Origin of the sequence: Pseudoxanthomonas sp. 22568, assembly GCF_052044485.1 — a bacterium.
Lineage (GTDB): Bacteria > Pseudomonadota > Gammaproteobacteria > Xanthomonadales > Xanthomonadaceae > Pseudoxanthomonas_A > Pseudoxanthomonas_A beigongshangi.
Genome location: NZ_JBQENC010000008.1, coordinates 1 through 25,213, shown reverse-complemented (window position 1 = coordinate 25,213; position 25,213 = coordinate 1). Strand labels below are relative to the sequence as shown.

General features: G+C 68.2%; 23 protein-coding genes and 1 pseudogene. 11 read left to right on the top strand and 13 right to left on the bottom strand.

Going from position 1 to position 25,213, the window contains the following annotated elements; translation table 11 throughout:
• Window positions 1–41 precede the first annotated feature (41 nt).
• Window positions 42–1,139 (bottom strand): efflux RND transporter periplasmic adaptor subunit, encoded by a 1,098-nt coding sequence (locus ACTJI2_RS11650; protein WP_440842177.1) that lies wholly within the window; start codon window positions 1,137–1,139, stop codon window positions 42–44.
• Window positions 1,140–1,249: 110 nt separating this feature from the next.
• Here ACTJI2_RS11650 and ACTJI2_RS11645 point away from each other — a divergent pair, with 110 nt between their 5' ends.
• From ACTJI2_RS11645 to ACTJI2_RS11635, 3 genes are all read left to right on the top strand, one after another.
• A complete protein-coding gene (locus tag ACTJI2_RS11645) occupies window positions 1,250–1,915 on the top strand; it encodes a TetR/AcrR family transcriptional regulator (protein ID WP_141455464.1) in 666 nt (221 codons plus the stop codon).
• Between the two features lie 147 nt (window positions 1,916–2,062).
• Window positions 2,063–2,719, top strand: coding sequence for a protein-L-isoaspartate O-methyltransferase family protein (locus ACTJI2_RS11640; RefSeq protein ID WP_141455463.1), 657 nt, complete (start codon window positions 2,063–2,065; stop codon window positions 2,717–2,719).
• 20 nt (window positions 2,720–2,739) lie between these two features.
• Window positions 2,740–4,131, top strand: a complete 1,392-nt coding sequence (locus ACTJI2_RS11635) for a TolC family outer membrane protein (RefSeq protein WP_440842174.1) — start codon at window positions 2,740–2,742, stop codon at window positions 4,129–4,131.
• A gap of 500 nt (window positions 4,132–4,631) precedes the next feature.
• On the opposite strand, the gene ACTJI2_RS11630 is transcribed toward ACTJI2_RS11635, so the two are convergent.
• Both ACTJI2_RS11630 and waaA read right to left on the bottom strand, forming a co-directional pair.
• Entirely contained in the window at window positions 4,632–5,876 is a 1,245-nt protein-coding gene (locus tag ACTJI2_RS11630; protein WP_440842173.1) for a CaiB/BaiF CoA transferase family protein, read from the bottom strand.
• Window positions 5,877–5,884: 8 nt separating this feature from the next.
• A complete protein-coding gene (gene waaA, locus ACTJI2_RS11625) occupies window positions 5,885–7,183 on the bottom strand; it encodes a lipid IV(A) 3-deoxy-D-manno-octulosonic acid transferase (protein ID WP_440842172.1) in 1,299 nt (432 codons plus the stop codon).
• Window positions 7,184–7,217: 34 nt separating this feature from the next.
• On the opposite strand from waaA, the gene ACTJI2_RS11620 reads away from it, so the two are divergent.
• Window positions 7,218–8,135: an LpxL/LpxP family Kdo(2)-lipid IV(A) lauroyl/palmitoleoyl acyltransferase gene (locus ACTJI2_RS11620; protein WP_440842171.1), complete on the top strand. Its 918-nt coding sequence runs from the start codon at window positions 7,218–7,220 to the stop codon at window positions 8,133–8,135.
• 57 nt (window positions 8,136–8,192) lie between these two features.
• Here the strand turns inward: ACTJI2_RS11620 and ACTJI2_RS11615 are convergent.
• The 4 genes and pseudogenes from ACTJI2_RS11615 to ACTJI2_RS11600 all read right to left on the bottom strand — a co-directional run bounded on the left by ACTJI2_RS11615 (window position 8,193) and on the right by ACTJI2_RS11600 (window position 11,571).
• A pseudogene (locus ACTJI2_RS11615) lies at window positions 8,193–9,499 on the bottom strand (O-antigen ligase family protein).
• Window positions 9,474–10,613: a glycosyltransferase family 4 protein gene (locus ACTJI2_RS11610; RefSeq protein WP_440842170.1), complete on the bottom strand. Its 1,140-nt coding sequence runs from the start codon at window positions 10,611–10,613 to the stop codon at window positions 9,474–9,476. Before ACTJI2_RS11610 ends, ACTJI2_RS11615 begins: the two are co-directional and overlap by 26 nt.
• 16 nt (window positions 10,614–10,629) lie before the next feature.
• Window positions 10,630–10,827: a zinc-finger domain-containing protein gene (locus tag ACTJI2_RS11605; RefSeq protein ID WP_141455457.1), complete on the bottom strand. Its 198-nt coding sequence runs from the start codon at window positions 10,825–10,827 to the stop codon at window positions 10,630–10,632.
• A 168-nt stretch (window positions 10,828–10,995) separates the two neighbouring features.
• Entirely contained in the window at window positions 10,996–11,571 is a 576-nt protein-coding gene (locus ACTJI2_RS11600) for a YceI family protein (protein ID WP_141455456.1), read from the bottom strand.
• A gap of 233 nt (window positions 11,572–11,804) precedes the next feature.
• On the opposite strand from ACTJI2_RS11600, the gene ACTJI2_RS11595 reads away from it, so the two are divergent.
• The 3 genes from ACTJI2_RS11595 to ACTJI2_RS11585 all read left to right on the top strand — a co-directional run bounded on the left by ACTJI2_RS11595 (window position 11,805) and on the right by ACTJI2_RS11585 (window position 14,340).
• A complete protein-coding gene (locus ACTJI2_RS11595) occupies window positions 11,805–12,788 on the top strand; it encodes a mitochondrial fission ELM1 family protein (protein WP_440842168.1) in 984 nt (327 codons plus the stop codon).
• Window positions 12,789–12,871: 83 nt separating this feature from the next.
• Complete coding sequence (locus tag ACTJI2_RS11590; RefSeq protein ID WP_440842167.1) at window positions 12,872–13,255, top strand: nuclear transport factor 2 family protein; 384 nt, start codon at window positions 12,872–12,874, stop codon at window positions 13,253–13,255.
• A 104-nt stretch (window positions 13,256–13,359) separates the two neighbouring features.
• Window positions 13,360–14,340 carry a hypothetical protein gene (locus ACTJI2_RS11585; protein ID WP_440842166.1) on the top strand — a complete coding sequence of 327 codons (981 nt, stop codon included), beginning with the start codon at window positions 13,360–13,362 and terminating at the stop codon, window positions 14,338–14,340.
• Between the two features lie 64 nt (window positions 14,341–14,404).
• Here ACTJI2_RS11585 and glnE read toward each other — a convergent pair whose 3' ends face one another.
• The 4 genes from glnE to ACTJI2_RS11565 form a co-directional block, all read right to left on the bottom strand.
• Window positions 14,405–17,215 (bottom strand): bifunctional [glutamate--ammonia ligase]-adenylyl-L-tyrosine phosphorylase/[glutamate--ammonia-ligase] adenylyltransferase, encoded by a 2,811-nt coding sequence (glnE, locus tag ACTJI2_RS11580; RefSeq protein WP_440842165.1) that lies wholly within the window; start codon window positions 17,213–17,215, stop codon window positions 14,405–14,407.
• A 182-nt stretch (window positions 17,216–17,397) separates the two neighbouring features.
• Window positions 17,398–18,066 (bottom strand): lipoyl(octanoyl) transferase LipB, encoded by a 669-nt coding sequence (lipB, locus tag ACTJI2_RS11575; protein ID WP_328805223.1) that lies wholly within the window; start codon window positions 18,064–18,066, stop codon window positions 17,398–17,400.
• Entirely contained in the window at window positions 18,054–18,332 is a 279-nt protein-coding gene (locus tag ACTJI2_RS11570; RefSeq protein WP_183639346.1) for a DUF493 family protein, read from the bottom strand. Before ACTJI2_RS11570 ends, lipB begins: the two co-directional genes overlap by 13 nt.
• 115 nt (window positions 18,333–18,447) lie before the next feature.
• On the bottom strand, window positions 18,448–19,398 hold the full coding sequence (locus ACTJI2_RS11565; protein WP_183639347.1) for a CsgG/HfaB family protein: 951 nt from the start codon (window positions 19,396–19,398) through the stop codon (window positions 18,448–18,450).
• A gap of 223 nt (window positions 19,399–19,621) precedes the next feature.
• Between ACTJI2_RS11565 and ACTJI2_RS11560 the strand changes: the two genes are divergently transcribed.
• Window positions 19,622–20,500 carry an EamA family transporter gene (locus ACTJI2_RS11560; protein ID WP_440842162.1) on the top strand — a complete coding sequence of 293 codons (879 nt, stop codon included), beginning with the start codon at window positions 19,622–19,624 and terminating at the stop codon, window positions 20,498–20,500.
• Window positions 20,493–20,966: an SRPBCC family protein gene (locus ACTJI2_RS11555; protein WP_318287809.1), complete on the top strand. Its 474-nt coding sequence runs from the start codon at window positions 20,493–20,495 to the stop codon at window positions 20,964–20,966. The genes ACTJI2_RS11560 and ACTJI2_RS11555 overlap by 8 nt, the downstream gene beginning before the upstream one ends.
• A 271-nt stretch (window positions 20,967–21,237) precedes the next feature.
• Here ACTJI2_RS11555 and ACTJI2_RS11550 read toward each other — a convergent pair whose 3' ends face one another.
• Together ACTJI2_RS11550 and ACTJI2_RS11545 are read right to left on the bottom strand one after the other, a co-directional pair.
• Window positions 21,238–21,918, bottom strand: coding sequence for a hydrolase (locus ACTJI2_RS11550; RefSeq protein WP_440842161.1), 681 nt, complete (start codon window positions 21,916–21,918; stop codon window positions 21,238–21,240).
• 82 nt (window positions 21,919–22,000) lie between these two features.
• Window positions 22,001–22,867 carry a pirin family protein gene (locus ACTJI2_RS11545; RefSeq protein WP_440842159.1) on the bottom strand — a complete coding sequence of 289 codons (867 nt, stop codon included), beginning with the start codon at window positions 22,865–22,867 and terminating at the stop codon, window positions 22,001–22,003.
• Between the two features lie 125 nt (window positions 22,868–22,992).
• On the opposite strand from ACTJI2_RS11545, the gene ACTJI2_RS11540 reads away from it, so the two are divergent.
• Both ACTJI2_RS11540 and ACTJI2_RS11535 read left to right on the top strand, forming a co-directional pair.
• Window positions 22,993–23,904 (top strand): LysR family transcriptional regulator, encoded by a 912-nt coding sequence (locus ACTJI2_RS11540; RefSeq protein WP_183639352.1) that lies wholly within the window; start codon window positions 22,993–22,995, stop codon window positions 23,902–23,904.
• Between the two features lie 53 nt (window positions 23,905–23,957).
• The gene (locus ACTJI2_RS11535; protein ID WP_440842158.1) at window positions 23,958–24,914 is read left to right on the top strand and encodes a hypothetical protein; all 957 of its coding nucleotides are present in this window, start codon (window positions 23,958–23,960) and stop codon (window positions 24,912–24,914) included.
• Window positions 24,915–25,213: the final 299 nt, after the last annotated feature.

Below are 25,213 nucleotides of genomic sequence, written 5' to 3'. Positions count from 1 at the left end.
CCCTTCAGCGGACGCGAGCCCCATCCTGATCGTCGCTTTCATCAGCGTGCTTCCTTGGCGGGCACCGCCAGCACGGGGCGGTTGTCCCGATCCACGGGCGTCACCGCCACGCCTTCGCGCAGCAGATGGCCGCCGCCGGCCACGACCCAGTCGGTTGCGGCGACACCGGACAGCACGGGTACTTCAGTATCGCCGTAGGCGCCGAGCCGGACCGGACGCAGCGACACCTTGGCGGTCTTCGGGTCCACCACCCAGACCGCGGTGCCACCCTTGGCGCCACGCTGCACCGCCGACAGCGGCAGCTTCAGCGCCGCCTTGGCGCCGTGTTCCTGCACGTAGACGCGCGCGCTCTGGCCCAGTTCGACCGCGTTGACCGCTTCCCCGACCAAGCTGACCCGCGCGGCGTAGGTGCGGGTCTGCGGATCGGCCGCGGGTGCGATTTCGCGGATGGCGCCCGGCAACCGCTCGCCCGGCGCATTCCACAGTTCCACCAGCACCGGCTGGTCGACGCTGAACTCGCGGATGCGGTTTTCCGGCAGGCCGATGGCGACCTCGCGTCCGCCATCGGCAGCCAGCGTATAGATGGTCTGCCCGGCGGCGACCACCTGGCCCGCTTCGGCCTGGCGGCTGGCAATCACGCCGTCGCGCGGCGCGCGCAGCTGCGAATAGCCCGCCTGGTTGCGCATCACTTCCATCTGCGCGCGGGCGGCGCGGACGCGGCCGTCGGCGGCCTTCCAGGCCGCGACCTGCGCGTCGTAGGCGGAGCGGCTGACCACCGACTGCTCGACCAGCTTGGCGTAACGATCCCGGTCGCCGCGGGTGCGGGCCAGTTCGGCCTCGGCGGCGGCCAGTTCGGCGCGTGCGGCCTGCTCCTGCAGGCTGAAATCGCCCGGATCCAGCAGCGCCAGGATTTCTCCGCGCCGCACCCGCGCACCGGCATCGACGTTTCGACGGGTCAGATTGCCGCCGACCCGGAACGACAACGGGCTCTCCTCGCGGGCCCGCACCTCGCCGGCATAAGCCGTCAGCGCCGCCTCGACCCCGCCGACAGGATGCACCACCATGGCCGGCCGCGGGGTTTCCGCGGTTTCATCGCTTCCTCCGCAGGCCGACAGCGCCAATCCGAGGAACAGACCCATTCCGATCCCGCGCAAGCCCTGCCTGTGCATGGCGACTCCGTTGTCATTCAGTAATTAATGGACTTGCCGGTATAGTATAAATATCGAACCGAGTAGTCTAGTATTGCCGAATGGCCAGCCCCGTTCCCCCCGCCAGCCGCCGTCCTGCCGCCAAGCCCGCCACCGGGCCCGGGCGTCCCAAGGATCTCGGCAAGCGCGCCGCCATCCTCGACGCCGCCAAGCGGCTGTTCGCCCGCGAGGGCTTCGGAGGAACCTCGATGGATCAGATCGCCGCCGAGGCCGGCGTCTCCAAGCTGACCGTATACAGCCATTTCGGTGACAAGGAAGCCTTGTTCACCGAGGCCGTGCGGGCCAAATGCGAGGAAATGCTGCCCGACGACCTGTTCCAGATCGAACTCAAGGGACCGCTACGCGACCAGTTGCGGGTCATCGCCCAGGCGTTTTTCGCCCTGATCAGCAGCGACGAGGCCATCAGCACCCACCGGATGATGCTGGTCCCCGGCAATATCGACGACAACCTGAAGCAGGTGTTCTGGCAGGCCGGGCCACAGCGCACCCACGACGCCTTCGCCGCCCTGCTGCAGGCGCGCGTGGATGCCGGCGAGTTGGAGATCCCCGACGTGCCCCGGGCCGCCGAGCAGTTCTTCACCCTGATCAAGGGCGATCTCCATGGACGCATGATGTGCGGCTTGTGCGAGCGGCCCGGCCGGGGCGACGTGGACAGCCACCTGGATGCCAGCGTGGACCTGTTCCTGCGGGCCTACGGAAAGCGCTAGGCTCATGCCGCCGAGGATGCCCGACGGAGGTCGCGGTGACTTCCGGCACTGCGCCCTGCGGGGGCCAGCCGCGATCCTTCCCGAGCGCGACCGGGGCCGTCCCGGTAAAATGCTCGACCCAGTCCCACGCGCCGGATGATTTCCCCCATGACGATCGATTACTCCCTCGCCCGCGAAAACATGGTCGAACAGCAGGTACGTCCCTGGGACGTGCTGGAAGTCCGCGTGCTGGACGTGCTGGCCACGCTGCCGCGCGAGGCGTTCGTACCGGAGATTCACCGCGCGCTGGCGTACGCGGATCTGGAGATTCCGCTGGGCCACGGCCAGAAGATGATGAAGCCGGTGCTCGAGGGTCGTGCCCTGCAGGCCCTCAACATCCAGTCCGATGAGGAAGTGCTGGAGATCGGCACCGGCAGCGGCTATATGGCGGCCTGCCTGGGCGCGCTGGCGCGCGACGTGGTGAGCCTGGAAATCCAGCCCGAGCTGGCCGCCGCCGCGCGCGAGCGCCTGGATCGCACCGGCCTGGGCAACAACGTACGCATCGAAACCGCGGATGCGCTGCACTACACGACCGAGCGCCGCTTCGATGCGATCTGCGTGACCGCGGCGGTGGACAGCATCCCGGCGCGTTTCCTGGAATGGCTGCGCCCCGGCGGCCGCCTGTTCGTCGTGCGCGGACAGTCGCCGGTGATGGAAGCGGTCCTGCACCACGCCGATGTCAACGGCGGCCGCATCGAATCGTTGTTCGAGACTGATCTCGCCTACCTTGTCGGCGCCGCCCCGGCGCCGAAGTTCGTCTTCTAAAGGATCAATAAGGAAACCGCATGAGCCGTCGCCCCCTCGTACTCGCGCTCGCCCTTGCCCTGCCCGTCGGCGCCAGCGCCACCGACCTGCTCCAGACCTTCGATCTGGCGCGGACCGGTGATACCCAGCTGTCGATCGCCGAGTCCAACACGCTGAGCACCAAGGAAGGCAAGGTGCAGGCGCGAGCCGCGCTGCTGCCGCAGCTCAGTGGCTCGGTGGGCTATGAGCGTTCGCACAGCAGCCGACCCGGCAATTTCCAGCAGGATGAATTCGGCAACGTCGTCGCGGTCGGCGACACCAAGGGCCGCACCTACGGTGCGACGCTGAGCCAGTCGATCTTCGACTGGAGCCGCATCGCCAACCTGCGTGCCGAGCGCGCCAACAGCACCGCGGCCGACTACAACCTCAATTCGTCGAACCAGGAGCTGATCACCCGCACGTCGGCGGCCTACTTCGACGTGCTGATCGCGATCGAGTCGCTGGCCGCGGCCCAGACCAACGAAGCCGCCGCCAAGAAGCAGTTCGACTACACCCAGAAGCGCCTCGAAGTCGGCCTGGCGCCGATCACCGACGTGCATGAAGCCCGTGCGCAGTACGACAGCGCCCGCGCCAGCACCATCCTGAGCCGCAACACCCTGGACGACACCTACCGCGCCCTGACCGAACTGACCGGCCAGCCGATCAGCAACCTGCAGGGCCTGCCGGACGATTTCCGTCCCGAACTGCCGGCCGACCAATCGGCGCAGGGCTGGGTGGATCGCGCGGTCGAGCAGAATCCGGCGCTGAAAGCCGCCGAGTTCCAGAAGCAGGCCGCCGACTTCGGCGTGTCCAGTGCGCGCGCCGGCCACTACCCGACTCTCAGCTTCCAGGGCAGCTACAGCAACGGTGCCAATTGGGACTCCGTGCACGGCCCCGGCAGCCCCGGCATTTCGAGCGATTCCGAAGGCCACCGGTGGGGTATCACCCTGAACGTGCCGCTGTTCGCCGGTGGCGCCACCCAGTCGCGCGTGCGCCAGGCCCTGGCCCAACGCGATATCGCCGACGACACCGTCGAGCAGACCAAGCGCGCCCTGGTCCGCAACACCAGCAACGTCTACCAGGCGCTGGTCGCGGGCGTGAGCGAAGTCGAGGCCCGTCGCCTGGCGGTGGTCTCGGCGCAGAGCGCCTATGACGCTTCCGAGGTTGGCCTGGAAGTCGGTACCCGCACCGTGCTGGACGTGCTGCAGAACCAGCGCACGCTGTTCCAGGCGCAGGTCGAGTACGCCCGCTCCAAGTACCAGTACCTGCAGAACCGGCTGTTGCTGGAGCAGGCCGCCGGCACGTTGGAGCGCGCCGATGTCGAGGACGTGAACCGCCTGCTGACGGTCAACGCCGAGGCGCGTCTGGCGCCGGCGGCCACCGGTACGAACTAAAACTATCTTCCGGGCAACAACCAAAAAGGCGGGCTTCGGCCCGCCTTTTTTAGTTGCTCCAAGAATATGACTAATCTAATTTTGAAGGATTTTCTCTTCGAACTAACCGATAGATAACAACTACATGTAGAAACGTTCATAGCTTCAACGCTCCCATCCGCTAAGAAGGAGCTAGCAATGAAAAAGTGTGTAGTTGCATTTGGCACTGCTGCGATCCTGTGCCTGGCAACGCAAGGGGCTCAAGCCGCTTGGACAAGAACGGTTTATGGAAGCGGTTCCGGTTCAACACAGGCCAGCGCCATGAACTTCGCCACAATGGAAGTCAAACGACAATGTGCATTCATGGGTGGTGACTCAAGGTTCACCAGAGTTAACGTGATAAGCCAACAACAGGTCGGAAAGTTCGGACCTTGGATTGTGAGGGTAACGATGGCCTGTACCGTCCCTTGAGTCGTCCGAGGTACGGAGCAACAGCAATGGAGACTGTTGCTCCGTTTGAACTAAGAGGATATAGCTTCGGCCGCCCATAAAGCCGCAATCTCTTCTCCACTGAAGCCGAATTCGCGCAAGATTTCCTCCGTATGTTGCCCTAGCGTGGGCGGCGCGCTTCGATAGCGCACCGGCGTGGCCGACAGTCTCAGCGGGCTGGCCACCAACGGCAGCGCATCCCGCGCGGGATGGTCCACGCTCACCCGCAGACCACGGGCACGCACCTGCGGGTCCGCGAACACTTCGTCGATGTCGTTGACCGGGCTGCAGGGAATGCCGCCGGCTTCCAGCACGGCCAGCCAATCCTCGCGGCTGCGCATGCGCATCGCGTCCGTGATCAACGGAACCAGCGCGTCGCGGTTGCGCACGCGATCGGCGTTGCGGACGAAACGCGGATCACCGGCCCATTCCGGATGTCCGGCGATGGCGCAGAAGCGCGCGAACTGCGCATCGTTGCCGACCGCGAGAATGACGTGGCCATCGGCGGCCTCGAACGCCTGGTATGGCACGATGCTCGGATGGCCGTTGCCCATCCTGTGCGGCACGACGCCGCCTACCAGATACTGGCTGCCGAGATTGGCCAGCATCGCCACCTGCGCATCGAGCAGCGCCATGTCGATGACCTGTCCTTCTCCAGTCATATCGCGATGCCGCAACGCCGCCAGGATGGCGACCGTGGCGTACATACCGGTGAACAGGTCGGCGACGGCGACGCCCACCTTCTGCGGCCCCGCACCGGGCAAACCGTCGCGTTCGCCGGTCACGCTCATCAGTCCGCCCAATCCCTGCACGGCGAAGTCGTAACCGGGGCGGCGCGCATAGGGCCCGGTCTGTCCGTAACCGGTGATCGAGCAATAGATCAGGCGCGGGTCATCGGCGCGCAGGCGGGCGGCATCCAGTCCGTAGCGCGCCATGTCGCCGACCTTGAAATTCTCCACCACCACGTCGCAACCCCGCGCCAGCCGGCGGATCAGCGCCTGCCCGTCGGCGGTCGCGATATCCACCGCCAGCGAGCGCTTGTTGCGGTTGGCGCACAGGTAGTACGCCGATTCGCCGGTCTCCTGGCCGTCGCGATCGCGCAGGAACGGCGGCCCCCAGCCACGGGTGTCGTCACCGCTGCCGGGTCGCTCGATCTTGATCACGTCGGCGCCCAGGTCCGCCAGCGTCTGCGTGCACCACGGTCCCGCCAGCACGCGCGACAGATCCAGCACCCGCACGCCGGACAGCGCCTGCGGAGGAATGACGGGCATGCTCATCGGCGCAATCAGTCCACCGAGGGCGGCAGATCCGGCTGGATCATCGCCAGTGTGCGCGCCAGCGCGCCACGTCCGTGCTCGACCAGCGCGCGTCCGTTGTCGGCCATGCGCTGGCATTCGACCGGATCCTCGAGTAGCCGCTGCACGCCGGTCGCCACCGCCTGCGCGTCCTGGCCGACGATCAGCGCATCGGCTTCCCTCAGCCGCTTGGCGATCTCGACGAAGTTGTGCAGATGCGGACCGGTCACCGCCGGGGTACCCACCGCGGCCGGCTCCAGCAGGTTGTGGCCGCCGATCGGCTGCAGGCTGCCGCCGACGAAAGCCACGTCCGCGCAGGCGTAGAACGAGGCCAGTTCGCCCAGCGTATCGATGACGAACACGTCGGTATCCGCGGCCGGCCAACGCTTCCCGCGACGGGAGGCCGTGCGCAGATGCGCGGCTTCGGCCGCTTCCTGCACGCGCGGGAAGCGCTCGGGATGGCGTGGCGCCCACAACAACAGCAGATCCGGCCAGCGCGCGCGCAGATGGCGATGGATCGCCAGCACCGCCGATTCCTCGTCCTCGTGGGTGCTGGCCGCGATCCAGACCGGACGGCGGCCGGCGTTCTCGCGGAATCCCGCCACGAACGCATCCAGTCCCTCGGGAACACGCACATCGAACTTGAGGTTGCCGATATCGCGCACCTGTTCCGGATCCGCACCGAGCACCACGAACCGGCGCGCATCCGCATCGGATTGCGCGGCGACCCGGCGCAGGGTGCGCAGGGTGCGCGCGATCAACGGCCGCAACACGCTGTAGCCACGCAGTGAACGCGCCGACAGGCGACCGTTGAGGATGTAGGTCGGTATGTGGCGGTCCTGGCAACCGAACAGCAGGTTGGGCCAGAGCTCGGTTTCCATCACCAGGCCGATCGCCGGGCGGTAGTGGTCCAGGAAGCGCCCGACGGCGCCGGGCAGGTCGTAGGGCGCGTAGACGTGTTCGACGCTGTCGCCCCATAGGGCGGCGACCCGCTCCGAGCCGGTCGGGGTGATGGTGGTGACCACCCAACGCAGGTCCGGACGCGCGCGGCGCAAGGCTTCCACCACCGGCGCGGCGGCGTTGACTTCGCCCACCGACACCGCATGCAGCCAGATGTCCGCCGGCTCCGGCTTGCGCTCATAACTGCCAAAGCGCTCGTTCCAGCGCTGGAAGTACTCGGCGAAGCGGAAACCGCGCCAGATCAGGTGGTACACGGTGACGGGCGTCAACAGGTACAGCGCGCCCGAGTACAGGCCACGCAACAAACGCTCGGTGAAGTCCTTCCGCATCGGGAAAGGATAGGTAAGACGCTAGAATTAAGCCATGGCCGCCCCGCAGATGCCCGCACGCCCCCCGTTTTCCCCACGCCTGTGGCTGAAGTGGCTTGGCCTGGGTGTCATGGTCGCCGGGGCGCAGTTGCCCTGGCCGGTGCAGCGCGCGCTGGGTGCGTGCATCGGCTGGCTGGCGCCATACCTGGCGCCTTCGCGCCGGCGCGCGGCGGAGGTCAACCTCGCGCTGTGCTTCCCGGGCATGGACGAGACGGAGCGGCAGGCACTGCTGAAGGACAGCTTCCAGGCGTTGGGCGTCGGCCTGTTCGAGTTCGCGCGCGCCTGGTGGGGTTCGATCACGCCGATGCGGCGCGACGTGGTCGTCGAAGGACTGGAACACCTGCAGGCGCTGCGTGCGCAGGGACGCGGCGTGCTGATGGTGTCCGGGCATTTCATGACCCTGGAGATGTGCGGCCGGCTCATCTGCGACCACATCGAACTGGCCGGCATGTACCGGCGCCACCGCAATCCGGTGTTCGAATGGGCGGTCAAGCGCGGCCGCCTGCGCTATGCCACCCACATGTTCACCAACGACGAGATCCGCGGCGCGGTCCGTCATCTCAAGCAGGGTGGTTTCCTCTGGTACGCGCCCGACCAGGACATGCGCGGCAAGGACACGGTGTTCGCACCGTTTTTCGGCGTGCCGGCCGCCACCATCACCGCCACCCACCAGCTCGCGCGCCTGACCGGATGCGCGGTGGTGCCGTTCTTCCATCGCCGGGAAGGCGGCCGCTACATCCTGCGGGTGGCGCCGCCGCTGGAGGATTTCCCGTCGCAGGACGCGGTCGCCGACAGCGCGCGCGTCAACGCGCAGATAGAAGCGATGGTGCGGGAAGCGCCCGCGCAGTACCTGTGGATCCACCGCCGCTTCAAGCGCCAGCCCGAAGGCCGCAGTAAGCGGTACGACCCGTAATCCGCATCCTCCGGACCGGGCGCGCTTCGGCTCAGGCCGCCGGGTCCGCCAACCGGATCACGCCGCCGGCCCGGATTCCGGCGCGGCCTCGCGGGCCAGCAGGCTACCGGTGTAGAGCGCGGCCAGCATCAGGGTCAGCCCGCCCCAGAATGTCGAATAGAACGCCAGGTGGGTATTGAACGGGAACACCGTCACCGCCAGCGCCAGCATCGCCGGGCGCGCGCGCTCCTTGGCCTGCGGGGTTGCATAGCGCCAGGCGCGCCAGGCCAGCGCGGCGCCGGCCAGCCAGAGCAGCAGGCCGATGCCGCCGGTTTCGCTCAGCACTTCCAGCACCAGTTGGTGGGCATGCAGCGCGGGACCGTGGCCCCACGCCGGGCGGCCGCCGTGCAACGGATCGCAGTCGGGGAACGCCTTGCGGAATCCCCTCACGCCGACGCCGTTGATCGGTTGTTCCTTGACCATGCACCAGGCCGCGCCCCAGATCTGGGTACGTCCGGACAGCGCCATGTCGACGCCGTCCTCGTCGGCGGCCAGGGCCTGGCTGGTGCGGTCCAGGCGTTCGCGCAGCTGCGGCGAGGACACGCCGAGTGCGACCAGCGCCAGCGCGCCGAAGGCGAATACCGCCAACAGGCGCTTCCAGCCCAGCAGCGGCAGGCCGGAGAACACCAGCACCAGCGCATAGGTGATCCAGGCGGCGCGCGCGCCGGCCAGNCGACCCACCCGAAGGTTCCCAGCTTCCTGCCCGCGCCGAACAGCACGAACGGGGACAGGCTGGCCAGCACCACGCCCAGCTTGAGATTGCAGGGCCCCAGGAAGCCGCTGAGGCGATCCAGCACCGCGACATCCTCGGCCGTGCACATGGAATGGCCACTGGTCAGCTGCTTGAGCTGATCCAGGCTCCAGAACAAGGGGCTGGTGCCCGATACCGCCTGCAGCAGCGCATCGCAGGTCCATACCGCCACGATGACGGCGAGGCCGCCGAACGTGGTCCGCCGGCCGCGTTCGTTGGCCACCGCGGCGGCGACCAGCCACAGGAAAGGCAGGTAGCGCAGATCCACCACCGCCTCGCGCAGCGCGCGCGCGGAGTCGACCGCCTCGACGGCCGAAATCAATTCGGGCAGCCAGTAGGCCAGGAACATCACGCTGGTCAGCGCCCAGGCCGGGTTGCTGAGCAGGCTGGCACTGCCGCGGAAGCGCGCCAGCAGCAAGCGGACGATGGCCGCCAATGCGCCGAGCACCATCACGCCCTCGGCGAATCCGGGCATCGGCCACAACGCGACGAACGTCAGCACCCACGCCGGCGCCCAGCGCCAGCCGTGTGGCGCGTGCTGCGCGTTCTCAGTGATCGGCGAGCTGGCGGTCATGGGCGAGTTCAAGATAGGTGGCGAGCGTGGCGTCCTGCATCGCACGCAGGGTGTAGGCCGGCATCGTAGCCGCTGAAGGCGGCAGATGCGACGCCAGCAGGGATTGTGCCGTCCGCAGCAGCGCGGCTTCGTCGAACGGCGGCACCGCGCCCTGCGGTTGCAGTTCCGCCAGCAGTTCGCCCACGCCGCCATGGGCCCAGCCCGCCACCGGACGTCCCACCGACAGCGCTTCGATGACGGTGCGGCCGAACGCCTCGGGCTTGCGCGACAGTTGCAGCACCAGATCCGACGCCGCATAGGCATCGGCGATGCGTGCGGTCGGTGGCGTGATCACGAGCGCGTCGCCGAAGCCGCCCTGCCCGGCCTGCCGTTCCAGTTCGCCGATGTACTGCTCGCGACCGGCTTCGCGCGCGCCGGGCATCCACAATCGCGCGTCCAGTCCCTGCGCGCGCAGCCGGCCAAGCAGCGAAACCGCATCGCCATGCCCCTTCAGCCGCGTCCCGCGGCCGGGCAGCAACAGCAGCGGGCCGTCGCCCTCCAGGCCCGGGTATTCGCTGGCGAACTCGGCGCGCATCGCCCGATCAGGCCATGCCCGATGTGGGAAGCGTGTCGGATCGATCCCGCGCGGGATGACCCGCAGCTTGCCGGGATCGGTGCGCGGGTAGTGCGCCAGCACGTAGTCGCGCACGGTTTCCGATACGCAGATCACCCGTTCGCCACGGGTCATGATCGCGCTGTAGCGACCGGGCGAGTTGAGGCCGTGCACGGTGGTGACGAAGCGCGGGCGCCGCGCGGCGGGCACCGCGCCCAGCGCCTTCCATCCCAGCCACGCCGGCAGGCGCGAACGGGCGTGCACCAGATCCGGGCGCTCGCGCAGGAACAGATCGCGCAGGGTGCGGACGTGCCGCAGGGTCAGCAACGACTTGCGGCCGATGTCGAGGGTGATGTGTTCGGCGCCGGACTTTTCCAGCGCGGGTACCAGCCGGCCGCCGGCGGAGACGACGATGGCACGATGGCCGGCCCGGACCAGCGCTTCGGCGATCTCCAGGGTGGATCGCTCCACGCCGCCGGACTCCAGCGCCGGCAGCAGTTGCACCACGGTCAGGCGGGGCATCGCGGCCCGGCCGGAATCAGTCGGCGAGGACGAAGTGGGAACCGCAGTACGGGCACTGGACTTCGCCGCCCGGCGCATCCTCGATCGGCAGGTACACGCGTGGATGCGAGTTCCACAGCGCCATCGACGGCAGCGGGCAGCTCAACGGCAGGTCGGCGCGATGCACGGTGTAGCGCTTCTCGGCGTTGGCGGGCGCGGTGGCGGTCTGGCTCATGGCGGCGATGCGATTCGGGGGAACCGGGGAAGTTTACCACCGGTGGGGAAACCGGGCCCATGCGCGCGCCGCGGACAAGACCGGCGAAAAAAGAAACGCCGCCCGGCGGAAACCGGGCGGCGCGGGTAGGCCGGTCGGGGGAGGGAGGGGCACCGGCCCCGGGGAGACTTACTCCTTCGGCACCATCGCTTCGGTGGTGATGCGCAGCTTCACTTCATCGCTGACCGCCGGCGCGTACTTGCCCACGCCGAATTCGGTGCGGCTGACGGTGGTGGTGGCATCGAAGCCGATCGCCGCGCGCTTGGCCATGGCGTGCTCGCCGGCCTTGTTCAGGGTCACGTCCAGCACCACCGGCTTGGTGATGTCCTTGATGGTCAGGTTGCCGGTGACCTTGAGCTTGCCTTCACCGGCGGCTTCCACCTTGGTGCTCTTGAAGGTGGCGGCCGGGAACTTGGCGGCATCGAAGAAATCGGCGCTGCGCAGGTGCTCGTCGAAATCGGCGACGAAGCTGTTCAGGCCCGACAGCGGCAGGGTCACCTCGACCTTGGACGCGGACACGTTCTCGGCGTCATAAACGATGGTGCCGTCGGCCTTGCCGAAGTGCGCGCTCGGGTTGGAGAAGCCGAAGTGGCTCCACTGGGCGATCACGTCGGTGTGGTTGGGATCGATCTTGTAGGTGACCGGGGCGGCGAACGCTGAACCGGCGAACGCGAACAGGGCGGCAATCAACAGGGTCTTGCGCATGGTGGAATCTCCGGGGGTGGTGGTCAGTCGAATACGTCAGGCTTCGTCAAGGCGGGGTCGAGGCGGGCGACATGACCGACGGCCGGCGGAAGACCCGGGAAAAAGGTTCATCCGAAAGGAGGCGGGATCGGGCACGTCGGATTCGCCCGACCGCGCGAATCACAACCCGGCCAGTGTAGAGTGTCCCGACTTTGGCGATCATCCGGCTGCTCCGGAACGGATTGTTTTGACAGGTGGAACAAACAGACCGCCCCACCCTGCTTTCCGACCGCCTCTGGACCCTCACTGACGGCCATGCGGGCAACGTCCGCCAGGCGTCGGCCCTGGCCGACGCGTTGGAGGCGGCACCGCGCGAGGCACTGGTCCTGCGACCGAGCGCGCCCTGGCGCTGGTGGGCGCCCCGCCGGCTGCCCGGGGACACGGGGGCGTTCGGGTCCGCGTTCCGGACCGCGCTGGCCGCCCCGCCGCGACTGGCCATCGGCTGCGGCCGGCAGGCCGCGCTCGCCACCCGCTTGCTGCGCTCGGTGGGCAGCCAGGTCGTGCAGATCCTGGATCCCCGGCTGGATCCCTCGCTGTGGAACTGGGTCGTCGCGCCGGCGCATGACGGCCTGTCTGGCGCCAACGTTCTCACCGTGCAGGGCAGCCTGAATCCCATCGACGACGCCTGGCTGGCGCGGGCGCGCAACGGATTCGCCGCGTTCGCGGATCTGCCCGGACCGCGCACCGCCGTATTGCTGGGCGGTCGAAGCGCGCATGCCCGCTTCGACCGCAATGCCTTCGAAGTGCTGGCCGGCCGGCTGGAGGCGATGCTCGCCCGCGACGGCGGCAGCCTGCTGATCACCGCTTCGCGGCGGACCGACGCGCAGGTCCGCGACGCGCTGCGCCACCGCTTCGTCGAGACGCCTGGACTGACCTGGATCGACGACGCCGACGGCGCCAATCCCTATCCGGGACTGCTCGCCTGGGCCGACCGCATCGTGTGCTCGCCGGATTCGGTCAACATGATCTCCGAAGCCTGCGCCACCCGCGTGCCGGTATTCGTGTTCGATCCGCCGCGCGTGAGCGGACGGCCGCGCCGGTTCCTCGACGCGCTGCTGGCCAGCGGCCGGATCCGCGCCATGGACGGGAAGCTGGCGCCGTTTGCGGTCGAGCCGTTGCGCGAAACCGCGCGCGTGGCCGGCCTGCTGCGGGAACGGCTGGGCGGTTCCGTCGGCTGACGGGAAACGGCCCGCATCAAGGAAACAGCGCGATCACGGCGGTGGCGGATAAGGTGGGCCTTCCTCCCCCGCGCGGTGTTTCCATGAACGATGCCGACAAGCAGGCCCTGATCCAACGTTACATCACCGCCTACAACGCCTTCGATATCGATGGCATGGTCGCATTGCTGTCCGACGACGTGCGCTTCGAGAACCATGCCGGCGGCGCGCTCACCACGGCCACCGACGGGAGCGACGCCTTTCGCGCGCTCGCCGAGCAATCGCGGTGGTTGTTCTCCGTCCGCGAGCAGCGGGTGACATCATGGCGTTTCGATCCCGAGCGGACGATCGTGGAGATCGACTATCGCGGCACCCTCGCCCAGAACATTCCCGACGGTCCGTCCGCGGGCACAGAACTGGCGTTGCAGGGACGGTCGGAGTTCGGCTTCGCCGGTGATCGCATCAATCATCTGGCCGATTTCAGTTGAGTGCCTCCACCGATGGCCAGGATTGCCATCGACGGCCGCTTTAAACGCCCTGCCCGCCCGACGCATCCAACCGGTTCCTGTTTTCCAGCGGCGAGGGTGACGGCATGCGCTACGTACACGTCTTGGGCGCCCTGCTGCTGGGCCTGATGATCCTGGCCCTGCCGGGGCTGGGGCGGAGCGACGGCGGGGACGACGCAGTCGAATCGGCCGATGTCGAGCGCTTCTGGACCGCCTATGACCGCATCGTCGCCACACCGGACGACGCGGACCGGCGCCGGATCCTGCAGCGGGATTTCCTCGATCCCGGCAGCGCGGGCCTGAAGGCATTCATGCAGGCCAAGGGCTATGACGCGGATTGCTATCTGGATGCGATCCGGCGCTATCCGAAGTTCTGGGGCTCGGTGCGCGCCGGATCGCTGGCGCTGGCGGCGCGCGGCGGCGAGTTCGCGCCCGGTATCGCCCGCTTCCGCGAGCTGTATCCGGCATTGCGGCCAGCCCGGATCTATTTCGCCATCGGCTGCCTGCGATCCAGCGGCACCACGCTCGGCGACAAGGTGCTGATTGGCGCGGAAATCGCCGGCGGCGATCCGCGGACCGATGTGTCCGAACTGCCGGAGCGCATGTCCAGGGCGCTGGGCGTCTATTTCCGCAGCGAGCCGGGCACGCAGCTGGTGCTGCTCAACGTGCACGAGTACGTGCACACCCAGCAGAAGGGACCCGGCGCCAACCTGCTGGCGCAGGCGATGTACGAAGGCGCGGCGGACTTCGTCGCGGAGCGCTATACCGGCCAGGTACCCGCGCAGCCGTACATGCGTTACGGACCACGCAACGAAGCCACGCTGAAGCGTGATTTCAGGGCGCAGATGCATGCCACGGACTGGAGCGGCTGGCTCTACAACGGCCCGGGCAATGCCTACGGCACGGGCGATCTGGGTTACTACATCGGCTACGCGATCATGCGCGATTACTACCGGCGCGCACCCGACCAGTCACGCGCGCTGGCCGAGATCATCGAGCTCGACTACCGCGATGGCGCGAAAGTGGAGGCGTTCCTGGAACGGTCGGGGTTTTATGCGGGGGAATGAGCTGTTTTTGTAGGAGCGACGTCAGTCGCGACCGGAGATACCGGCGGTNCACCACACCACAGGGTTACCCGCCGAAATCGAGATCGTGGGCCGCCAGCACGTGGCGCACGGCGGCGCGGGCGGTGGCGATGGCGGCGGTCTCCGGCACCAGCCGCGGGCGCCGGTCCAGCGTGCAGGCCAGGCCTTCGGCGAGGAACACGGTATGCGCCTGGGTCAGTGCCTGCGCGGTCGGTTCGTCGATGCGGCCGGTTGCCAGCAGCGCGGCGATCAGCGAGGCGGTGTTGCGCGGCGTCAGCAGCGCGGGGGCGGCGTCGGATTCACGCAGCACCCGGTACTGCAGCAGGAACTCCAGATCGACCAGGCCGCCTTCGCCCTGCTTGAGATCGAAGCGGGCGGCGTCGCTGCGGTCCAGTTCCGCACGCATGCGCTGGCGCATCTTCACCACGTCGTCGCGCAACTGCGCCGGATCGCGCATCCGCGACAGGGTGGTGTCGCGGATGTCCTCGAAATCCTGCTGCAGCACCTCGTCGCCGGCAACGCCGCGCGCGCGCACCAGCGCCTGGTGTTCCCAGGTCCAGGCACGTTCGCGCTGGTATTCGCGGTAGCTGGCCAGTGACGACACCAGCAGGCCCTTGGCGCCGTCCGGCCGCAGGCGCACGTCCACGTCGTAGAGCCGGCCGGCGCCGGTCTCCGCACCCAGCAGGGCGACGATCTTCTGCGCCAGCCGCGCGTACCAGCGTCCGGCTTCCAGGGGACGCGCACCGTCGGACTGCGCGTCGGCGGGCGCGTCGTAGAGGAACACCAGATCCAGATCCGAGCCGAAGCCCAGTTCCTCGCCACCCAGGCTGCCATAGCCGATCACCGCGAAGCGTCCCTGCGGAACGCGGCCGTGCGCGGCCGCGACCTCGTCCTCGGCGGTGCGCAGCACCACCCGCACGACTTCGTCGGCCAGCCAGGCCAGCTGGCGGGTGCTTTCGCGGGCGGGTTGGCGACGGTCCAGCGCGGCCATGGCGATGCGGAAGCTCAGCGCCAGCCGGCGTTCGTTCAATTCGCGCAGGGTCGACTCGGCATCGCCGCCCTCCAGCGCGCGGTTGCATTCGACGTGCAGGCCCTGCTTGTCCGGCAGCGGTCCGGACACGCGTGCGTCCAGCAGTTCGTCCAGCAGCAGCGGGTACAGCGCCAGCCGTTCGGCCAGCAGCGCGCTGCGCGCCAGCACGTCGACCAGGCGCGCCAGCGCGCTGGGCTGTTCGTCCAGCAGTGCCAGATAGCTGGCCCGACGCAGGATCGCCTGCAGCAGCGCCAGCGCCCGCTTGAGCGCGGCATCCGGCTGCGCCGATCGCGCCGCCGCGCCGAGCAATGCGGGCACCACCCGATCCAGTCGCGCGCGCGAAGTGTCCGACAGTGCCCGCACCCCGGAGAAACGGGCGAAATCGCGCAGCGCGCCGTCCGCGGTGGCGGCGTCTGCGAAGCCGGCGTCGGCCAGCGCGGATTCGTCACCGCCTTCCGGCAATGCGCGCCAATAGTGTTCCAGCGCGCCCGGCTCGGCCTGGCCGCGGCGCGGCGCGAGCAGTTCGGCGAATTCCTGCGCCACCCGATCACGCTGGCGCTGCAGGGCGGCCTGCAGCGCCGGCCAGTCCGGGTAGTCCAGCCCGCGCGCGATGCGTTCGCGATCCAGCGGGTTGTCCGGCAAGGCGTGGGTCTGCGCGTCGCGCAGCATCTGCAGGCGGTTTTCCAGCCGGCGCAGGTAGCGGTAGGCCTGGCCCAGCGCGGCGCCATCGCCTTCGACCACCTGGCGGGTCGCGACCAGCGCGCGCAACGCCGGCATCAGCCGGCGCTCGCGCAGCGACGGTTCGCGGCCACCCCGGATCAACTGCAGCGCCTGCACCAGGAATTCGATTTCGCGGATGCCGCCCGGGCCGCGCTTGATGTCGTCGGCCAGTTCGCGGCGCGCCACCTCCGCGGCGATCGCGGCCTTCATCTCGCGCAGGCCGTCCAGCGCGGTGTAGTCCAGATATCGGCGGTAGACGAACGGGCGCAGGCTCTCCAGCCAGCGCTCGCCGGCTTCGATGTCGCCGGCCACCGCGCGCGCCTTCAGCCAGGCGTAGCGTTCCCAGTCGCGGCCCTCGCGCTGGAAATACTGGTCCATGCCGGCGAACGACAGCGCCACCCGTCCGGCATTGCCGAACGGGCGCAGGCGCAAATCCACCCGATGGCAGAAACCATCGACCGTGGGTTCGTCCAGCAGCTTGGCCAGGCGCTGGCCGAGCCGGGCGAAGTAGTCTTCCGCCGCCAGCGAACGCGCGCCGTCGGATTCGCCGTTGTGCGGGAACGCGTAGACCAGATCCACGTCGGAGGAAAAATTCAGCTCGCCGCCGCCCAGCTTGCCGAGACCGAACACCACCAGCCGCTGCACGCTGCCATCGGCGGCACGCACGACACCATGGCGCTGGGCGAATTCGGCTTCCAGCGCTTCCAGGCCGATGCGCAGGCAGTTCTCCGCCAGCCGCGTGCTGCCGGCGAGGATGGCGTCGACGTCGTCCAGGCCCAGCACGTCGCGCCAGATCAGGCGGGTCGATTCGGCGGCGCGGTAGCGCCGCAGTTGTTCCTGCCAGCGTCCGGATTCATCGGCGGCCAGGATCGGCGCGGGGGTCGGCGCGGCGCCATCGTCGCGCAACAGGGCTTCCAGCCGATCCGGCTGGCGGCGCAGGGTTTCCAGGGCGAAGTCGCTGGCCAGGATCACCCTGCCGACGCGCGCGGCGCGGACGGCATCGGCCAGCAGTTCGGCCGAGGCGGGCGAGGATTCGCGCAGGCGGGCCAGGCCGCGTTCGATCAGCGCTTCGAGATCGGTGTCGGAAACCGGGGCGTTGTCATCCATATCGCCGGATTGTGGCATGCCGTCCCGGCTTTGTTTGCAGGAGCGACGTCAGTCGCGACCGGAAAACTGATGCGCAAGCAAACCCGTGCTTTCCCCCAAGGGCATGCGCGTCATGGGAAGAAGCGGGAAGGCACGGTTAGCGGTCGCGACTGACGTCGCTCCTACAGGGAGCCTTCGCTTTGTCAGGCGGCCAGCGAGAGATCCGGCAGGGTGGTTTCGGGTTGCAGGTCCAGGCCGAACTGCGCGGCCAGTTTTTCCAGCAGGACGGGCTTGACCTGCTCCAGCCCCGAGGGGCCGCCGAGATCGGACAGGGTCGCGACCTGCAGGCCTTCGTAGCCGCAGGGATTGATGCGGTGCCAGGGCGACAGGTCCATGGCGACGTTGAAGGCCAGGCCGTGGAAGGTGCGGCCGTGGCGCACGCGGATGCCGAGGGCGCCGATCTTGGCGCCTGCCACGTACACCCCAGGCGCGCCGGACTTGCGTTCGGCGTGGATGTTCCATTCTCCGGCGGTGTCGATCATCGCCTGCTCGATCTTGCAGACGTAATCGCGTACGCCGACCTTCATCCGTGGCAGGTCGAACAGCGGATAGGCCACGATCTGGCCCGGACCATGATAGGTCACCTGGCCGCCGCGATCCACCTGCACCACCGGGATGTCGCCGGGCGCCAGCACGTGCTCCGGCTTGCCGGCCTGGCCCAGGGTGAATACCGGATCGTGCTCGACCAGCCACAGCTCGTCGGGAGTCTGTTCGTCGCGCGCGTCGGTGAAGCGCTGCATCGCCCGCCACACCGGCTCGTAGGGCTGGCGTCCCAGTTCACGCACCACGCACGGACGGCTCACAGCGTCCACTTCACTTCCGGATGCGAACGCAGGGCTTCGTGCGCGGCGTCGAACTGTTCGCGGCTGGCGGCCTGGAAGGCGATGCGCACGGACACGTACTTGCCGTTGGCGGAGTGCTTCCAGGTGATGTCCTCGTGGATCACTTCCACGCCGGCCTGGGTCAGCAGTTTCGGGAGTTCGGTTTCCAGGCCCGCGTTGGCGGTGCCCATGGCGCTCAGTTCGAAGGTGCCGGGGAACTGGAAGCCGTGTTCGGGGTTGTCGGACTTGATTTCCATGGCGGGAATTATTGGGCCGGTCCGGGTGAAAACCAAGCGCGGGCCCCGCCGGCCCCGGAAAACGCGAAGGCCGCGGTTTCCCGCGGCCTCCGGTGCGTCAGGTGCGGCGCGGGCCTCAGCGGGCCAGCTGCACCAGGGTGGAGGAGACCCAGCCCTTGTTGCCGAGTTCGTCCTCGACTTCCCACATCACGCCTTCCTTGGTGCCGGTGGGGTACAGCATCATGCCCGGCTCCAGATCGCGCACGGCCTTGCCGGTGCCCTTGGCGTTGGCGAACAGGCGGCCCGGCTTGGTCATTTCGACCGCCTGCTGGGCGCTGGCGGCCGAAGCGTTCTCGGCCACGCCACCCAGTTGGGTGACCAGATCGGTGTAGGCCTGCAGGTAGGCCAGGGTGATGACCTGGCCGATCTCGGTGTTGGCGTAACCGCCCACGCCGGCCGCGCCCACGCCGCTGCCGCCGAACAGGCCGCCGCCGGCGCCCCAACCCATGTCGGTCTTCTTGGCGTTGCCTTCGGCCATCGCGACCTGCTCGGACGAACGCACGTCGGTCAGGGTCAGGACCACGTCGGCGGTCTTGCTCTTGAAGTTCAGGCCGCCGACCACGGCACCGGCGGTGCCGCCGATCAGGCCGCCCAGCAGGCCGGTGATGGCGTTGCCGCTGGCGTTGGAGTTCTGCGAGATCAGGTCGGGCACCAGCACGTAGTCGGCCGCCTTGATCTGGCCCTTGCCGATGTTGGAGCGGTTGCGCAGCTCACCGTCGGCGGCCAGCGCGCGCTCGCTCATCGCGGCATTCAGGCCGACGCCGCGATCCACCAGGGTGAAGCAGCGCGACTTGTTGACGAAGACCTTGATCAGGCGCGACGGCGCCGGCAGCTGCTGGCCGGTCCACCAGTTCACCACGTCTTCCGGCTCGATCACCGAGATGGTGCCCAGCGGCTTGGTGCAGGTCGGAATCTGCGCGACTTTTTCCTTGCGCGTGTCCTGGGCGCTCTTGGCGGCGAAGGCGGGCACGGCGATCAGCAGCATGGAGGCCGCCAGCGCGGCCTGCTTCAAAGAAATCTTCAACATGAAAAATCAATCCCTGTTTGGTTGAAACATTGCGGGGCCGTCGGGCCCCTCCCCTGAGTTCCGCCGCAACCATCCGAATGGCAGCTCGCGGAAGCCGCGATGATAAGCGAATGCAGACCTTCTTCCATGACCCATTGGTACCGGGATCATGGTCCTGAAACGCGAATCCGGCGCACGCCCGGCCACCGGGAGATAATCGCCGCCCCTCCCTATCGGCCCGCGCATGTCCTTCTTGATCGTCAGCGTCCTGTTCAGCGTACTGGTCGGGGTGCTGCTGAAACTGGCCCAACGGCGCGGACTGGGCATGGTGCCGGTGATCCTGGGCAACTACGTGGCGGCGTTGGCGCTGTGCCTGGCCACCCTGGACCCGCCTCTAGCCCGCCTGCGGGAGCCGGGCACGCCCTGGCTGGCGCTGGGATTGCTGGTGATCCTGCTGCCGGGCATCTTCCTCGCGATGGCCGCGTCGGTGCGCGTGGCCGGCATCGCCCGCACCGACGTGGCCCAGCGGCTGTCGCTGGTGGTCTCACTGGGTGCGGCCTTCCTGTTCTTCGGCGAAACCGCCGATGCCGGCAAGCTGGCCGGGCTGTTGCTGGGCCTGATCGCGATCGCCGGCATCGTCTCGCGCCCCCGCGCGGGCGATGATGGCGGCACCGCCGTGGCGCGGGCGCGCTGGCTGCTGCCGCTGACCGTGTTGCTGGGCTACGCCGCGGTCGACATCCTGCTCAAGCGCATCGCGATGGCCGGAACCCCGTTCGCCGCTTCGCTCGCGGTGGCCTTTGCCGGTGCGCTGTTGCTGATGATCGCGGTGCACAGCGCGCGCGTGCTGCGCGGACAGGCGCGGATGGAAGCCGGCGCGCTGCTCGCCGGCCTGCTGGTCGGTGCCTGCAACTTCGCCAACATCCTGTTCTACATCAAGGCCCACCAGGCATTGCCCGGCCATCCGGCGGTGGTTTTCGCGACGATGAACCTGGGCGTGGTCGTGCTGGGCACGCTGGTCGGCACGTTCGCCTTCGGCGAAAGGCTCAGCCGGATCAACTGGCTGGGCATCGGGCTGGCGATCGTGTCGGTGGCGCTGATTGCCGCGAGCCTCGCACATGGATGACACGGCACGGTCCGACGACGCGGTGCCCGGTGAATGGACCGATCACGTCTACGTCAACGCCTCCAATGCGCGGGTCTGGCTCGCGCTCACCGACCCCGCGCACCTGCCGCGCTGGATGGGCGAACCCGAACTGCGGATTTCGGTGGCGACGGACTGGCGGATCGGCGCTCCCATCACCATCCGGGGCTTCCATCACGTGCCGTTCGAGAATCGCGGCGTGGTGCTGGCTTTCGATCCACCGCACGCGCTGGGCTATCGCTATCTCAGCTCGCTGTCGGGACTGGCGGACGAACCGGCCAACCAGACGCACCTGCATTTCGATCTGGCGGAAGAAAACGGCGGCACCCGCCTGACCCTGGCCGCGCACGGATTTCCCACGGATGCCATCTTCCACCACACCACGTTCTACTGGGCTGGCACCCTGCACGTGCTCAAGGCCTACGTCGAGGGCCTGGACCGTGAATGAGCGGAACGGGCCACCCGCCCGTCCCGCCCACCCCGGAACCGCCTACTCGCTGCGGTCGTAGGAGAATTGGATGCCGGGGACGCACCGACGATGTTGTTGACCAGCAACTGGCGATCCATCGAAGCGATGGAATTTACCTGCACCGGCTGGTGGCTCCTGTGGAGGGTCCGGCACCGCCGTGGGATGCACCGCGACGCCGCGGGGAGGAGGACGGCATCGCGATGCGGAAGCGCGGAACCGGCCATCGCCGGATCGGCCGGGTCGCAGGCGCTCAGGCGCGCTGCGAATCCAGGGCTTCGTGGTTCTTCTGCACGTCCTGGGCCTTCATGTAGCTTTCGATCAGCAACTGGTAGTTCGGAAAGATCTGGGTATAGATCTCGGCCCATTGCTGCGCGTCGTCGCGGTGCCAGGTCTTCTGCAGTTCGGAGGCGACCGCGGCGGTGTCCATCGGTACCACGCCGGCCTGGACCACGCGCGCGAGGGTGATTTCCTCGGCCATCTTCGAATAGGTGCCGGAAGCGTCGATCACGGCGAAAACCTGATAGCCGTCTGCCACCGCGGCGATCGACGGGAACGCCATGCACACGCTGGTGATGGTGCCGGCGATGATCAGCTGCTTGCGGCCGGTCGCCTTCACCGCCGCGACGAAGTCGGGGTTGTCCCAGGCATTGATCTCGCCACGACGGGCCACGTACTGCGCGTGCGGCGCGGCGGCATGGATTTCCGGAATCAGCGGGCCGTTCGGGCCCTGCGGCACCGAGGCGGTGGTGATCACCGGCAGACCGGCCAGGGTGGCCATCCGCGCCAGCGCGGTGGCGTGCGCCCGCACGCGGGTGAACGGCATGTCGCCGATGGTCTGGAACAAGCCGCTCTGGTGGTCGATCAGCAGCATCGCGGTATTGGCGGGATCGAGAATCGGCTTGCTGCCGTTGAAGTTGGCGGGAAGGCTCATGGGAAACACTCCGGTTGGGGGAGGACGAGCGTCGCCGCCCTCGGGAAGGAAGAGGCGCCCGCGCTGCGGGCGCCCCTCGGGACTACTGCGCGATCCGGCCGAAACGGCCGCGATTGAAGTCGTCGATGGCCTGGACGATCTCGTCCTGGGTGTTCATCACGAACGGGCCATAGCCGACGATCGGTTCTTCGATGGGTTCGCCGCTGAGCAGCAGGAAGGTCGTATCGGCCTCGGCCTCGACAAAAACGTCGGCGCCATCGCGATCCAGCACGACCAGTTGGGCGTCGTGCGCGGCCTGCTTGCCGTTCACGCGCAACGCGCCCTTCAGGACGACCAGCGCGAGCGTGCGCCCCTCGGCGACTTCAAAGGTGGTGCCGTGGCCCTGCTGCAGGCGTACATCCCACACATCCATCGGCGTGAAAGTGCGCGCCGGGCCATGGTGATCGCCATGGTGTCCGGCGATCACCCGCAACCGCCCCGCGTCTTCCGGCAACGCAATCGACGGAATGTCGCGATCCAGCAGGGTCTGGTAACCCGGCGCGGACATCTTGGCGCCGGCCGGCAGGTTCACCCACAGCTGCACCATGTCCAGGGTGCCGCCAGTACGGGCGAAATCCGGCGAGTGGTATTCCTCGTGGAGGATCCCGGAAGCGGCGGTCATCCACTGCACGTCGCCCGGACCGATGCGGCCGCCGGCGCCGGAGGAATCGCGGTGCTCCAGTTCGCCCTCGTAGACGATGGTCACCGTCTCGAAACCGCGATGCGGATGCTGGCCGACGCCGCGCCGATGCTCGGTCGGTTCGAACCGGTACGGGCCGGCATAGTCCAGCAGCAGGAACGGGCTCAGGTGGCTGCCGTGGGTCTGGTAGGAGAACAGCGAACGGGCCGGAAAACCGTCCCCGACCCAGTGGGGACGCGGGGCGCCGTAGACGCCGAGGACTTTCTTCATTGGTGGGCTCCCGCCCGGGCGGACCGGGCTTGATTTGCGATGGGTGCCACGTTAGTCCCGGAACGATGGACCCGGTAGTCGGCAGGATTTATCCTCAGAGTCCTATCAGGTGAACGATGACTGGCATGGTTCCGACCGACCTCAACGACCTGTTCTACTTCGCCCAGGTGGTGGACCACGGCGGGTTCGCCCCCGCCGGGCGCGCACTCGGCGTGCCCAAGTCCAAGCTCAGCCGGCGCATCGCGCTGCTGGAGGAGCGCCTCGGTGTGCGCCTGATCCAGCGCTCCACCCGCCGTTTTTCGGTGACCGAGATTGGCCAGGACTACTACCGCCACTGCAAGGCGATGATCGTGGAGGCCGAGGCCGCGCAGGAGGCGATCGAACTCACCCGCTCCGAGCCGCGCGGCGTGGTGCGGGTCGCCTGTCCGGTGGCGTTGCTGCATGCGCGGGTCGGGACGATGCTGGCCGACTTCATGGCGGAGAATCCCAAGATCACGGTGTTGCTGGACGCGACCAACCGTCGCGTCGATGTGGTCGGTGAAGGCGTGGACGTGGCGATCCGCGTGCGCCCGCCGCCGCTGGAGGACAGCGATCTGGTGATCCGCGTGCTGGCGCAGCGCTGCTGGAACGTGGCCGCCAATCCGCGTCTTTTCGAGAACAGCCCGATACCGGCCACGCCGGCGGACCTGGCGCGGTATCCCACCCTGGATCTCGGGCCGTTCCACCGCGATCACAGTTGGCAATTCAGCGATCGCGAAGGCACCCTCGCCACCGTCCATCACGAACCCCGCCTGGTCACCGACGACATGACCGCGATTCGCATGGCGGCGGTCGCCGGGGTCGGCATCATGCTGCTGCCGACCATGGTGATGTGCGACGAACTCGCCGACGGACGCCTGATCCGGCTGCTGCCGGACTGGCAGCCCAAGCAGGGCATCATCCACGCGGTATTCCCGTCGCGGCGTGGGCTGGTACCGTCGGTGCGCCACTTGATCGACCATCTCGCGCAGCGTTTCCTGGCGTTGGAGGAAGACTGACCAACCACGCGTGGCTCGGCATAATCGCGTGGCCTTCCGCCTTCTTCGCACGCATGTCGAACCCCGCCGAACCACGCCACGACCTCTCCGGCGCGCTGAAGTCCGATGTCGATGACGAAGCCGTTACGCGACTGGCCGATGCCTTTGCCGCCATCGCCGACGAGCGTCCCGCCACCGCCCTGCCCTTGCTTCGACAAGCGGACGCGCGGGGATCGCGCATGGCCGCCGCGCTGCTGCGGCATCTGGCCGGCGAAGGCCCGGACCACGCCTACGCGACGCACGCCGCGTTCCAGGCCTTCATCCGGGGTGGCGACAACGTGCCGTTGTACGCGGCGGTCAGCCAGGCGATGGCCGAACGCCATGCGCGGCCGGTGGTGCATCGGCTGCTCGATATCGGCGCCGGTGATGGCATGGCGCTATTGCCGGCGCTGCGTGCCGGCGCGCGGCTGCCTGACCGCATCGACGTGATAGAGCCGCAGGACGGCCTGCGCGATGCGCTGGCGGCGCTGTTCGCCGAACAGTTCGCCGGCGCCCACGCGCAAGGACGGCTGCAGCTGCACGGCGTCACCTTGCAGGCCTTCGTACAGGGGCTGTCGCAGGGCGACCATTGGGATCTGGCGCAGTCCAGTTTCGCGCTGCAATCGCTGCCGCCCCCCGAACGGGTGGACGCGCTGCGCGCGTTGCGGCCGCACCTGGACACGCTGGTGGTGGTGGAATTCGACGTACCCGCGCTGGCGCACGGCACGCCCGCGTACTTCCATTCGGTCGCCGGCCGCTACGAACGTTGCCTGGCGCAATATGGCGAGGATGCGGCGCTGATCGCACATGGCTTCCTCGCGCCGATGCTGGCTGGCCAGTTGCGCCGTGGCGTCGCGCCCTCGAACTGGGAACAGCCGGTTGTGGACTGGCAGCGGGAGTTCGAACAGGCCGGCTACCAGCCGCGCGAGGCGCGCCCGCTGTACGACTACAGCTGGTCGCCGGCATGGTGGATGGAAGCGTCCGCGCATTGACCGGCACGCCCGACACTTCCTTGTGGGAGCGACGTAAGTCGCGACCGTGGGGTTCAATGCCGCCCGGGAAGCGGTCGCGACTTACGTCGCTCCTACAACCGTGATCGCGCCCGCTTGCGGGAACGACGCTGGTTGCGAAAGCGGGACTCGTGGCATCTGCGGAAAAGCTCGCGACTGACGTCGCTCCCACAATGGCAGGTTGGCTTGAGTGGAGCGGACAAAGGCGATGGCTGGCAAGTGATCCATCTTTCAATCAAGGCGTTCCTTCCCCGTAGGAGCGACGTAAGTCGCGACCGTGG

What these genes read in the sequence shown, in the direction of transcription:
- ACTJI2_RS11630 (WP_440842173.1), bottom strand. Translation starts at nt 5,876, where the DNA reads ATGAGCATGCCCGTCATTCCTCCGCAGGCGCTGTCCGGCGTGCGGGTG.
- ACTJI2_RS11585 (WP_440842166.1), top strand. Translation starts at nt 13,360, where the DNA reads ATGCGCTACGTACACGTCTTGGGCGCCCTGCTGCTGGGCCTGATGATC.
- ACTJI2_RS11555 (WP_318287809.1), top strand. Translation starts at nt 20,493, where the DNA reads ATGGATGACACGGCACGGTCCGACGACGCGGTGCCCGGTGAATGGACC.
- ACTJI2_RS11590 (WP_440842167.1), top strand. Translation starts at nt 12,872, where the DNA reads ATGAACGATGCCGACAAGCAGGCCCTGATCCAACGTTACATCACCGCC.
- ACTJI2_RS11565 (WP_183639347.1), bottom strand. Translation starts at nt 19,398, where the DNA reads ATGTTGAAGATTTCTTTGAAGCAGGCCGCGCTGGCGGCCTCCATGCTG.
- ACTJI2_RS11605 (WP_141455457.1), bottom strand. Translation starts at nt 10,827, where the DNA reads ATGAGCCAGACCGCCACCGCGCCCGCCAACGCCGAGAAGCGCTACACC.
- ACTJI2_RS11550 (WP_440842161.1), bottom strand. Translation starts at nt 21,918, where the DNA reads ATGAGCCTTCCCGCCAACTTCAACGGCAGCAAGCCGATTCTCGATCCC.
- ACTJI2_RS11640 (WP_141455463.1), top strand. Translation starts at nt 2,063, where the DNA reads ATGACGATCGATTACTCCCTCGCCCGCGAAAACATGGTCGAACAGCAG.
- ACTJI2_RS11610 (WP_440842170.1), bottom strand. Translation starts at nt 10,613, where the DNA reads ATGCCCCGCCTGACCGTGGTGCAACTGCTGCCGGCGCTGGAGTCCGGC.
- ACTJI2_RS11545 (WP_440842159.1), bottom strand. Translation starts at nt 22,867, where the DNA reads ATGAAGAAAGTCCTCGGCGTCTACGGCGCCCCGCGTCCCCACTGGGTC.
- waaA (WP_440842172.1), bottom strand. Translation starts at nt 7,183, where the DNA reads ATGCGGAAGGACTTCACCGAGCGTTTGTTGCGTGGCCTGTACTCGGGC.
- ACTJI2_RS11600 (WP_141455456.1), bottom strand. Translation starts at nt 11,571, where the DNA reads ATGCGCAAGACCCTGTTGATTGCCGCCCTGTTCGCGTTCGCCGGTTCA.
- ACTJI2_RS11570 (WP_183639346.1), bottom strand. Translation starts at nt 18,332, where the DNA reads ATGGAAATCAAGTCCGACAACCCCGAACACGGCTTCCAGTTCCCCGGC.
- glnE (WP_440842165.1), bottom strand. Translation starts at nt 17,215, where the DNA reads ATGGATGACAACGCCCCGGTTTCCGACACCGATCTCGAAGCGCTGATC.
- ACTJI2_RS11535 (WP_440842158.1), top strand. Translation starts at nt 23,958, where the DNA reads ATGTCGAACCCCGCCGAACCACGCCACGACCTCTCCGGCGCGCTGAAG.
- ACTJI2_RS11540 (WP_183639352.1), top strand. Translation starts at nt 22,993, where the DNA reads ATGGTTCCGACCGACCTCAACGACCTGTTCTACTTCGCCCAGGTGGTG.
- ACTJI2_RS11645 (WP_141455464.1), top strand. Translation starts at nt 1,250, where the DNA reads ATGGCCAGCCCCGTTCCCCCCGCCAGCCGCCGTCCTGCCGCCAAGCCC.
- ACTJI2_RS11635 (WP_440842174.1), top strand. Translation starts at nt 2,740, where the DNA reads ATGAGCCGTCGCCCCCTCGTACTCGCGCTCGCCCTTGCCCTGCCCGTC.
- ACTJI2_RS11620 (WP_440842171.1), top strand. Translation starts at nt 7,218, where the DNA reads ATGGCCGCCCCGCAGATGCCCGCACGCCCCCCGTTTTCCCCACGCCTG.
- ACTJI2_RS11650 (WP_440842177.1), bottom strand. Translation starts at nt 1,139, where the DNA reads ATGGGTCTGTTCCTCGGATTGGCGCTGTCGGCCTGCGGAGGAAGCGAT.
- ACTJI2_RS11560 (WP_440842162.1), top strand. Translation starts at nt 19,622, where the DNA reads ATGTCCTTCTTGATCGTCAGCGTCCTGTTCAGCGTACTGGTCGGGGTG.